Raw genomic sequence first — 9804 nt, 5'->3', positions numbered from 1 at the left:
ACGCCGGCGTGCCGGGCGGGCGCTGGTGGACCGACTGCGAGCCCACCTCCGCGGCGGCGCAGCCTGTCTGGCGGCAGCGGCGGGTGCATCGCGTGGCGCGTGGTCGCGATCTTGTGGTGGAGGCGACCTCCAGCGTGGAGGGGCAGCGCTACCTCAACGTGGTGGCGTATCTGGAGCGCCCGAAGGCCACGCTGCGAAGCGTGGTCGACGGCGGCGACCCGGGAGGGCGCGCCGGGCAGAGCCTGCGCCAGATCACCTCGCCAGAGCAACGCTTTGAACTCGTGGCGTCGGAGCGAAGCGCCACGCTTGTGGGAGCAGATGGCCGAGCGCTCTACGGGCCGGTGCGGGTGGCCGTGCCCCTGGGAAGCGACTGGCGACCGGGCACCCACCGCGTGCGCCTGCGCCTGGAGGCGGGCTCGGGGGCGTGGCTGCGTTTCTTTCAGCTGGAGGAGTGAGGGCCTCGGGTTGACGGGTGGGGGGTCATGGTCCGATGAGGCGCATAAACGTTGGGGCATGTCCGTGTCTCGGACGGACAGCGACGGGGAGAAGTGGTGTTGGGAACGAGGGGTGTGAGGGCGCTTCGGTGTGGCGCAGCGAGTCTCAACGGCAGGGAGGTCGAGAGGGCGAAGGGGCGCATAAATACTCGACGATGTCCGTGTCTCGGACGGTCAGCAACGCGAAAAGGGGGGTGGAAAAGGAGCGTTGAACGCGTCGTCGGAACGCACCATCATGCCGGCGAGTAGCCCGGACCCTGAACCCCTTTGAATGGAGGCAGAGTATGACGCGCGAGCCCAGTCCTTTTTTCGATATCCCCGAGGCGCTGCCTCAAGAGGAGGAGTTTTTTGAGACGCTGGCGTCGGGGGAGGGGCTGCGCATTGAGCGCATCATCTCGCACGGGCACACCACGCCAGAGGGGCAGTGGTACGACCAGGAGCTCGATGAGTGGGTGTTGCTCACGCGTGGCGAGGCGACGCTGGAGTGGGAGGATGGTACGCAGACGCGTCTGGTGGCGGGGAGCGCGGTGTTCATCGCGGCGCATCAGCGCCATCGCGTGGTGGCGACGAGCAGCGACCCGCCCTGTGTGTGGCTGGCGGTGCATGGGTCGATGTCGCTTTCCTGAGCGGTGGGTGATGCGGGGGCGATGCGGAAGGGGGAGGGGCCGAAAGGTCGCATAGATAAAGGACGATGTCCGTGTCTCGGACGGACATGAGGGTGCGGTTTTAAGGCCAAAAACACGACGACCACCGGTCATGAAGGGACCGGTGGTCGTCGGGGCATAGCCTGGCGTGATGCGCGAATGCTTATTCGGGCGGGTCGACGAGCACCTCATAGTAACGACACGACACGGTCACGCGGCCGTTGCTGCTATCGCAGGAAGTAACTTGCATGGGGGCGTCGGGATCGTTGCAGGGGTCGAAGTCGTCTTCTGCGCTGAACTCCGCGACCGTCGCGCAGTCGCAGGAAGGGGTGTCGCCACATGAAGACGGAGCCGGAGCACAGCTGTAGAATTCGCCGTTGGAGGCGTTGTGCAAAATGCAGACTTCGCCCTCGGCGCACTCGCCCTCATCCCAGCCGTCGACGCCGCCGCAGTGGTAGGGGGTGGGTTCGTTGTCCTGGTCATTCGATGTGTTCGGCTCGTCGTCTGCTCCGCAGGAGAAGAGCCCGACCAGCAGTACAAAAAACAGGCTTTTTACTTTGATGTTCATGTTCAACTCATCCGAAAAAAAGGAATCTGGGATACATCCACATATGGCGCTGGGTTGCGATGCCTCTCTCATAGACAGCCGAGGCGTCGCGTGTCAACGGCTTCGGAATTGTCCGTAGAGGAGGTCGTTCTGGCGAGCGGGCTGGGGGAGTGGATGAGCCGAAAGACCGCATGAATGCTGGGCGATGTCCGTGTCTCGGACGGACATCAACGCGTGGGAGTCGCCATGAAAACGCCCCCGAAGAGAAGGTCGGGGGCGTCCAGGATTAGCGTTGGGGCGTGTTGCGTTCGCGTCGCTCAGTTCGCCGAGAAGGCGACGATCACCGGCACGGTCTTCTCACAGGACCCGCTGGAGAAGGTTGCCGAAGCAAGGACCTCTTCGCCGCGGTTCAGGGCCGTGGCGTGGTCGAGGGAGTAACCGTAGGCGAAGCTCGTCTGCGAGATGCCAGCCAGAACCGGGTGGTCGGTGCCGTCGAGGGAGACCTGCCACTGGCCGCCCTCATCGCGGTCGGTGTACTGCTCGCAGGTGTAGGCGCCTTTGGACTCGTGCTCCAGGTGCAGGAGGTTGGTCATCGGGAAAGACTGGAAGCGTGAGTAGGTCATGTCGTCGCCGGAGAGGATCACGCCGCCGCCGTCGCCGGCGAACTTCAGCAGGGAGAGCAGCGTGTTTTTGCGGCTCAAAGGCTGGTCGGGGTTGGAGAACCAGACCACGTCGTAATCCTTGAGGACGCCGTTGTTCAGGCCGCCGTTGGGCTCGTTGATGAAGGTCACGTCGAAGCCGCCTTCTTCGAGAAGCTCGGTGATGAAGAGGGGATCGTCGGCGTAGTGCTCGTTATGGGCGCGGTCGCGCACCACGAGCACGCGCGGGGCGAAGACGGGGGTGGCCCAGGAGACGGCGTTGCGGGCGATGCGCGCGGCGGTGGCGCGCTCGATCGCGGGGTGCGAGAGCTTGAGCAGGATGCCCACCGAGCGGCCGGCCGGCGCCGAGTGCGGGCAGGGGATATGAACTTCGCGAACTTCGCCGTCCTCATAGAAGCTGTCGCTGGCGCCGTTACCTCCGTAGAAGACGCGCGCCCAGGCCACGCCGCACCCTTTGCGGGAGGTCTGCGCGCAAACCCGGTGGGTGGCGTAAGGGTAGTCTGCGATCGCGCCCAGAGAGATGTTCAGGGCGTCTTCGCCGAAGCTCTCCAGGTGGGTGCCGCCGGTGGCCTGCGCAAGTTGTGAGAGTTTCTCGTGGTCGGGCTCCAGGCCCAGGCCCACGGTGTAGACCGGGGTCTTGATGCCATCGATGTTCAGGTCGAAGAGCTCGTCGAGGGTGGTGTCGATGCCGTCGCTTCCGGGTGCGGCGAGCTCCTGATCGGCGGAGTTGTTGTCACGACCGTCGGTGAAGGCCACCACGGCGAAGGGGCGGCGGGCCTGGCAGAAGTCGTCGAGATCCTCGTGCGCTTCGGCTGCGGCGGTGCCCAGGGCGCGCCCCAACACCTCATTGCCCATGCGGATGCCGTCGTAGAGCGAGGTCCAGCCATTTTCGACAAAGAGCTGGTCGATGGCCGCGTCGATGATGGCCTGATCGTCGGTCAGCTCGGTGAGCACGCGTGCGTGGGTGGAGACGCGAACGATGCCCACCCGACCGCCGGCGGCAAGCACCTGGGCCGCAAAGCTCCGGGCGGAGTCCTCGGTGCGCTGGAGCACCGACTCCTGGGAGCCGGAGTTGTCGACCACCAGCACCACGTCGGCCGCGCCGGTCTGGCCGCAGGCGGCGATGGTCGAGGTGTCGACGGCCTCAAAGCCCGCGTCGGGCCCCTCAAAGGAGAGCTCGATGGCGACCTCGGGGGCACTCTCGGAGCAGCCCAGCGGCTGGCCATCCGGCCCCGTCGTCACAAAGTCCAGTCCGACGTAGGTCTCGCCATCTTCCGACGACTCGCCGCCCTGGTTCTGGCCGTTTCCGTTGCCCTGGCCGTTGCCGTTGCCGTTGCCGTTGTTGCCGCCGCGCACGCGCTGCAACAACACGCCGGGTTCGGTCTCGACGATGTTGGGATCTTCGAAGAAGTTGCAGGCAGGCAGGCTGAGCGCGACGGCCGCCAGCAGAAGGAGCGGGCGCAGCGCGCGCGGACGGGTCGTGTGCGAGTACGGCATGGGGCAGCTCACAGCGGTATACAGCAGGTTGTAAGTCAGAGAATGCTCTCGACCCCAGTGTTACACACTGTAACGCAAAGTTCAACCGTTGCCTCAACCCTTCACTCGGCCTGCTCGGGCGACCCGGCGGCAGATGGCGATTTCAGCAGGGCGCCCAGCGTGGTGGTCAGGGGGGTGATGTCGTCTTGCAGAGCGTCGCGGAGCTCGTCGCTGAACTCCAGATGCACAAAGCGGCCGGGGGCGTGCAGGTTGGCAAAGCGCCCGAGCACGTTGCCGGTGGCGCCCAGCGCGGTGGTGTCGCGGGGAAAGAGGGCGACGCCGGCCGCAGGGTTGAGTTGGCTTGCCAGGGTGTCGACCACCGCGTGGGTCCAGGCGTGAGGCTCGTCGCTGCCGTCGCTGACGATGATGTCAAAGGCGCGCTGGCCCTGATCGCGAGCCCGAAAACCGTGCAGCTGCACGATGCGAAGTTCGGGGGCGTGCGTGAGCGCGGCGGTGCTCATGTGGTGAAAGACGCTCGCGCTGTTGTGGCAGATATCCGATGGCGAGCCGTCGGTCTCCCGGAAGTCGGCGGTGGCGTGGTAGCGGTGCAGGCTGTTCATATAAAACGCCCGCACGTTGAGCGCCTCAAAGAGCGCCAGACCAATAAGGTCGGTGCCGCGGTCGTGGTAGGAGTGCGGCGACTGGATCACAACCTCCTGCACGTCGTCGCCGGCGCGAAAGAGGTAGACGCCGCTGCCACGCCAGGTGGGGCCGGCTTCAAAGAGGGCGTAAAAGGTGTGATCGCCATGCGGGTAGAGTTGCAGGCGCAGCCCGGCCTCAAGCAGACGATCGTCGAGGGTAGCGAGGTTGGGAGAATCGTCGTGGAGCGCGGTGAGAAGTTGCGGGATGACCTCCTCGAGAGCCAGTCGCTCGGCGAGTGTGGGAGCCTGGTAGTGGCCGGCCTCACCCTGGGGGGCGCGGGCGTCTTCGAGCACCTGCCCGGCGCGTAGCTGCGTGGGCGGCCCCTGCGCGTTGCTTCGCTGCACTGAGGTGCTCTGGCAGCTGCTGGCCAGCGCGACGAGAAGCGCGAAGGTGGTGACAAAAATAAGACGCGTCATGCGGAAGATCCCCGGAAGATGGAGGCGGCGATTGGCCCGGTCGGCCGTGAGGCCAGACTAGCGCTCGGAGCGGAGCTTCCGCAACTCACCCGGAGGAGGGGGAAAGCCCCCCGGGACGACGTCGGCGGCGTCGTTTCGGACTCGCAGTAGCGCTGCTACGGTTTCAACCTCACTCCTTGCCGGACGCCGTCCTGGAGGGCTGCTTGAACGTTGGGAGAGAGGGAGATGAGCGCGTAAATCAAGGGTGATGTCCGTGTCTCGGACGGATTGTGATGGCTGTGCCAGGCGGGCTTAAGTACGGTACATCGTGATGGTGAGCGATGTGAGGTGGACGTGATGAGGGTTCGTGAATGGGTGTGATCTATCTGTTGCTCTATATCTTCGGGGCGGTCGTGGTCTGGGTGGGCTCCAACCGACTGCTTCGAGACCTGCTCGACGGGGATTCTGTCATTGGTGCGTTGCAGATCGGCGGGTTCGGGGCACTGATGATCGTGCTGGCGGCGGTGCTTCATGCCGTGGTGCTGCGCCGGCGAGGAGACGCAGGGGTGCTCGATGCGATGGAGGTACCGGGTAGGCGGTGGTTTGCGGTGGCCGCGGCGGCGTGGCTTGTCCCGACGCTGGTGGCCTGGGTGCAGTTTGAGCTTTTCCTCGACCCGATTCGGATGCTTCCGGTGATCACGGTGGCGGGGGCGTCGGCGCTGGTGGTGGGAGGTGTCTCGCGGCTCTTGAGGGCGCATACGCTGCGCTGGCCGCTGACGATCGCTGCGGTGGCGCTGGTGGGGCTGCCGGTAGGGCTCTTGAGCGTGTCGCTGCCCCTGGCGCACTTTAACCATCACCTGAGCGCGGTGAAGATCTGGATCTTTGATGAGCCTCATGGCGGCCTTGAAGACGTGGTCTTTGAGGCCGATGACGCAAGCTATGTGCAGGAGCTCTCGCCGATGATTGGCGAGGAGACCGGGAGTTTGTTGAGCGCGCTGGCCAACGCAAAAGAGATCGACGTCAGCGAGGAGATCGCCGCTGGACGCATGCGCCGGCTTGAGGATGGCACGCTGGTGCGGGTTGGCGAGGATGGCGAAGACATCCCGCTGGAGCGTTGGGATAGCTTTGATGAGGAGTTTGACGCGGCGCTGCAAGCCGACCGCGCCGAAGCTTCGCTCGAAGAAGCAAAGCGTCGGGCCGACTGGGAGGCGGAGATCGAGGCTCGGCGCAGAGGCGGTCGGCTCTTTCGCTAAAAGCGGATCGGCCGCATAGATTAAGGGTGATGTCCGTGTCTCGGACGGTGGGGTGCAGCCCCCCAGACCGACGCCAGCGTCGTCGCAGCGTCCTCGCAGTAGCGCTGCTACAGCGTCGTCCTCGCTCCTTGCTGGACGCCGCCCTGGAGGGCTGCTTGAAGTTGGGAGGGTTGGGGCAAAAATGCGGATCGGCCGCATAAATTAGGGGTGATGTTCGTGTCTCGGACGGACATGAGTCGTCAAAATTACTGGCCCAGGGCGATGCCAAAACTCATGCCCAGATGAAACTCCCAGGAGGGGCGGATGCCGGCGTCGACGCGTTCATTGAGGGTTAAGGCGTAGAACTGGGTGCGCAGGCGGCGGCGCTCGGCGCTGGCGTAGAACCAGCGGTTGACGCCGGCCGGGATCGCCAGCGAGGCGCCGAAGGTGCGGTTGAAGCGGGTGAGGTTAAGATCCCCTCCCCAGGCCTGCAGGATCACGGGGTAGGTGGGGTTGTGGCGAAGCTCCAGCTGAAGCACCGCGGGCATGGCGGCGCCGGCGGTGAAGATGTGGCCGGTGCGGTCGCCGGAGCGCTGGAGTTTCAGGCCGACAAAGGTGCCCAGGGAGGGGCCGCGGTAGCCGTACATGCCGGTGTAGGAGAAGCGGTAGCCGTAGGCCAGGCCGCGTTCTTCGCGGCGGTTTTCGCCGACTTCGTCGAGCACGGTCTGGCTCTCGGAGGTGCGGGCACCGATGGAAAAGAGCAGGTCGAGCTGATCCTGGTAGACCCAGCCCAGGTAACGGTCCAGAAAGCCGTTGGCCAGGTTCGCGCGGTAGCCAAAATGCACCAGCGTGCCCTGGCGAGGGGCCTGGGTGGGGAAGCCGTCGTGGTTGACGACTCGGCCGGTAAAGAGCGCCTGGAAGGGGGCCACGCCGTGAATGGCGATGGAGGCCGGGTGGTCGAGCGGGATGCGCGTGTAGTCGAAGAGCGGCGCGGTGATGGTGGGGGCGTAGGGGGTGGGGTGGAAGTCCTCGCTGCCGCCGACCAGGGAGGCCAGGGTCACGTCGTTGGCGCCGGTGAGATCGCTGAGCCAGGCGCGGCCAGCGGTGCTGAGCGTGTCGGTGGCGTTGTGGAGGGAAAGCGCGATGGCCAGGTCGAGCTTTTCATTTTGAGAGAGGTTGGCGAAGTTGGCCTGCTGCCTGGGGATTAAGACGTCGGAGGCGTAGTGGGTGCGCAGCTGCGAGGGGAGCTCGGTGAGGATGCGGGTGGTGAGTTCGGCCCGAGTTACCTCGATGGTGGGGGCGTCGACGACGGCACCTGTGGGCACCAGCGCGGAGGGCAGCGTGGTCGTGAAGGCCACCGGCGCAGTCGTGGTCTGGCCACGTTCGTCGGTGATGGTGGCCTGGCCCTTGAGCGCCATCGTGCGCAGGGAGCGGTAGCCCGGGGTGCGAACCTCGCGCCAGAGCTCGACGCGGCGCGTGACGTCTTCCATCTGGCAGCGCTGGCGAGTCTCGTTGCGGGTCGTGGAGCCGCCGCCGACGTAGCTGCAGTCCCGAAAGCAGGTCTGCTGGTTGCGGCCGGTCTGGTAGCAACGCTGCGCTCCGCTGCAGACGCGGCGCGAGGGCTGCTGCACGGTGACCGGGACGGTGTAGGAGCGGCAGACCCGCTCGTTGACGGTGCGCATCTCGTAGTAGGGCTCCCGGCTGACAATGGTCTCGTCGACGCGGGAGGTGGAGGTCTCGCATTGCGCGATGTCGATGGCCACGGAGAGCGGGGAACTCGCGGCGGGTTCGGTGAGGCTGGCTTGCAGCTCGTCGCGCAGGGCGGTGCAGAACGCAGCCGGGTCGGCCAGGTTGGCATCCAGCGCGATGTCGATCGCGGCGATGGGCATCGTAAAAAAGTTCGTTCCAAAGCGAGTGCGCAGCGCCTGCTCCTCCGCCAACTCGCCGGCATCAGGGGCATAGAGCGTGGCGAGGTTCTGGTAGAAGGCACGGCTGAGCTCGGTGGAGCTGGTTTCGACGGCCTGGAGGGCTTCCTGGTGCAGCTCGGAGCGCAGCTGGATGTAGCGCTGCCAGAAGGTATAGATGCCCGGGAGAAGCTCGGCGACCGGGCGCGCCAGAATCAGGGCGTCGTCGCGCTGGCCGGCCTCGATCAAGGGGGCGAGCTCGGCGTCCCAGTAGGCCAGGGCCTCGTCGTTGAGGGCGGTGTCGACTTGCTGGCGGCCTTCGGGGGATTCGCAGTTGGAGAAACGCTCGCGCAAAGCCACCAGCGTGTCGCGGCGCGCCTCCCAGGTGGGGAGGGCGCGGGCGTCGGCGACCGCCGGGGTGACGAGTTCGTCGAGGGCGTCGCAGCGGCGCTGTGCGGCGCGCTCAAACTCGGCGGGGTAGTAGGTCGTCTCGAGAGCTCGGTCGTACTTTTGGAGTGCTTCGTCGTAGCGTCCGGCGTCCATGGCGTCTTCGGCGGCGCGGTAGGCGTCGCTGGAGGCGCAGGCGTTGAGGACGAGCGTGGCGAGGAGCAACGCGCTGACAGCGCGAAGAGAAGAGATCTTCATTGCTGGCCCTCGATCACGACAGGGTTGGGCGTGGAAGCGTCGAGGAGAACTTCAAAGACCGGCCGCGTGCTACCGGCGATGTGGAAGCGCCAGGCGTGACCCTCGTAGGTAGGCTGGTCGTGGCGCTGGCCGGGAGCAACCATGCCATAAGGGCGCAGCGTGCACTGGGTGTCGACCCAGAAGATGTCGAGGTCGACGGTCGTGGCGTTTTCAAAACTCACCGTGCGCGCCGCGCCGTTACCAGGGAGCGAGCAGAGGCTCGCTTCAATGGCCGGAGGGAAGTCGCTGTCTTCGGCGTAGGGATCTTCGAGGGGGTCGTAGAGACCGCGCGACTCCATCTCGAGGAGGTAGTCATCAAAGTCGCGGGCCTCGTCGTCGATGCAGTGCACGAGCAGGCTGGAGAGGAGCACGAGCGTCAGAAAAGGAAGACGAACTGGCGAGTGGAGCCAGCCTGGCCGAGCAGGGAAAACTGCCATGAATCGGTACTCCGGAGGGAACCTGCCTGTGCGGGGTGTTCGTTAGCAGAAGCCGGCATGGGGTTCGGGGTGTGCAAGCACATGTAACGTTAGTTGAAGTTGAGGCGTTTGGCAAAGGTCGACGGGGTGCCGGGGGGATGACTCATGGGGTTGCGTGAGCATCCGGGAAGCATGGCTCAGAAACCAAAAAACGCCCGACGGGAGGTCGGGCGTTTCGGGAATGCGAGCGCTGCGGTGATCGGGCGATGACCCGCATAAAATCTGATTGATGTCCGTGTCTCGGACGGACGTGCAGCCCCCCAGGACGACGCCAGCGGTGTCGCATCGTCCTCGCAGTAGCGCTGCTACAGCGTGTCGTCCTTGCTCCTTGCTGGACGCCGCAGCAGCCCCCCAGGACGACGCCAGCGGTGTCGCTTCGTCCTCGCAGTAGCGCTGCTACAGCGTGTCGTCCTTGCTCCTTGCTGGACGCCGCCCTGGAGGGCTGCTTGTGAGTTGGGCAGACAATCAGTCCACGCGGACCAGGACTTTTGCGGGCTGGCGCAGCAGATCTTTGAGGTAGATCTCCATGGGGACGAGCTCGCGGCGAGTGCCGAAGCAGCCCCCCAGGACGACGCCAGCGGTGTCGCTTCG

8 protein-coding genes are annotated in these 9804 nt (G+C 65.6%); 3 read left to right on the top strand and 5 right to left on the bottom strand.

Annotated features, from left to right (window positions below; translation table 11 throughout):
• The coding region (locus FRC96_RS21685) for a hypothetical protein (protein ID WP_230469789.1) at positions 1–455 on the top strand (455 nt) is incomplete at its 5' end.
• Positions 456–778: 323 nt separating this feature from the next.
• Positions 779–1120: a cupin domain-containing protein gene (locus FRC96_RS02350; protein WP_146972431.1), complete on the top strand. Its 342-nt coding sequence runs from the start codon at positions 779–781 to the stop codon at positions 1118–1120.
• A 181-nt stretch (positions 1121–1301) separates the two neighbouring features.
• Here FRC96_RS02350 and FRC96_RS02345 read toward each other — a convergent pair whose 3' ends face one another.
• From FRC96_RS02345 to FRC96_RS02335, 3 genes are all read right to left on the bottom strand, one after another.
• The gene (locus FRC96_RS02345) at positions 1302–1706 is read right to left on the bottom strand and encodes a hypothetical protein (protein ID WP_146972430.1); all 405 of its coding nucleotides are present in this window, start codon (positions 1704–1706) and stop codon (positions 1302–1304) included.
• Positions 1707–2002: 296 nt separating this feature from the next.
• Complete coding sequence (locus tag FRC96_RS02340) at positions 2003–3841, bottom strand: VWA domain-containing protein (protein ID WP_146972429.1); 1839 nt, start codon at positions 3839–3841, stop codon at positions 2003–2005.
• 101 nt (positions 3842–3942) lie between these two features.
• Complete coding sequence (locus FRC96_RS02335; protein ID WP_146972428.1) at positions 3943–4938, bottom strand: hypothetical protein; 996 nt, start codon at positions 4936–4938, stop codon at positions 3943–3945.
• A 350-nt stretch (positions 4939–5288) separates the two neighbouring features.
• Between FRC96_RS02335 and FRC96_RS21680 the strand changes: the two genes are divergently transcribed.
• The gene (locus FRC96_RS21680) at positions 5289–6170 is read left to right on the top strand and encodes a hypothetical protein (protein WP_230469788.1); all 882 of its coding nucleotides are present in this window, start codon (positions 5289–5291) and stop codon (positions 6168–6170) included.
• A gap of 245 nt (positions 6171–6415) precedes the next feature.
• On the opposite strand, the gene FRC96_RS02325 is transcribed toward FRC96_RS21680, so the two are convergent.
• Together FRC96_RS02325 and FRC96_RS02320 are read right to left on the bottom strand one after the other, a co-directional pair.
• Positions 6416–8698 carry a hypothetical protein gene (locus tag FRC96_RS02325; protein ID WP_146972426.1) on the bottom strand — a complete coding sequence of 761 codons (2283 nt, stop codon included), beginning with the start codon at positions 8696–8698 and terminating at the stop codon, positions 6416–6418.
• Complete coding sequence (locus FRC96_RS02320; protein ID WP_146972425.1) at positions 8695–9174, bottom strand: hypothetical protein; 480 nt, start codon at positions 9172–9174, stop codon at positions 8695–8697. The genes FRC96_RS02325 and FRC96_RS02320 overlap by 4 nt, the downstream gene beginning before the upstream one ends.
• Positions 9175–9804: the final 630 nt, after the last annotated feature.

It is taken from the genome of Lujinxingia vulgaris, assembly GCF_007997005.1.
Classification (GTDB): Bacteria; Myxococcota_A; Bradymonadia; order Bradymonadales; family Bradymonadaceae; genus Lujinxingia.
This window is presented reverse-complemented; position numbering and strand designations above follow the sequence as displayed.

Bases quoted from the DNA above. Each gene is read 5' to 3' on its own strand.
- FRC96_RS02340 (WP_146972429.1), bottom strand. From the start codon at position 3,841: ATGCCGTACTCGCACACGACCCGTCCGCGCGCGCTGCGCCCGCTCCTT.
- FRC96_RS21680 (WP_230469788.1), top strand. From the start codon at position 5,289: ATGGGTGTGATCTATCTGTTGCTCTATATCTTCGGGGCGGTCGTGGTC.
- FRC96_RS02325 (WP_146972426.1), bottom strand. From the start codon at position 8,698: ATGAAGATCTCTTCTCTTCGCGCTGTCAGCGCGTTGCTCCTCGCCACG.
- FRC96_RS02345 (WP_146972430.1), bottom strand. From the start codon at position 1,706: ATGAACATCAAAGTAAAAAGCCTGTTTTTTGTACTGCTGGTCGGGCTC.
- FRC96_RS02320 (WP_146972425.1), bottom strand. From the start codon at position 9,174: ATGGCAGTTTTCCCTGCTCGGCCAGGCTGGCTCCACTCGCCAGTTCGT.
- FRC96_RS02335 (WP_146972428.1), bottom strand. From the start codon at position 4,938: ATGACGCGTCTTATTTTTGTCACCACCTTCGCGCTTCTCGTCGCGCTG.
- FRC96_RS02350 (WP_146972431.1), top strand. From the start codon at position 779: ATGACGCGCGAGCCCAGTCCTTTTTTCGATATCCCCGAGGCGCTGCCT.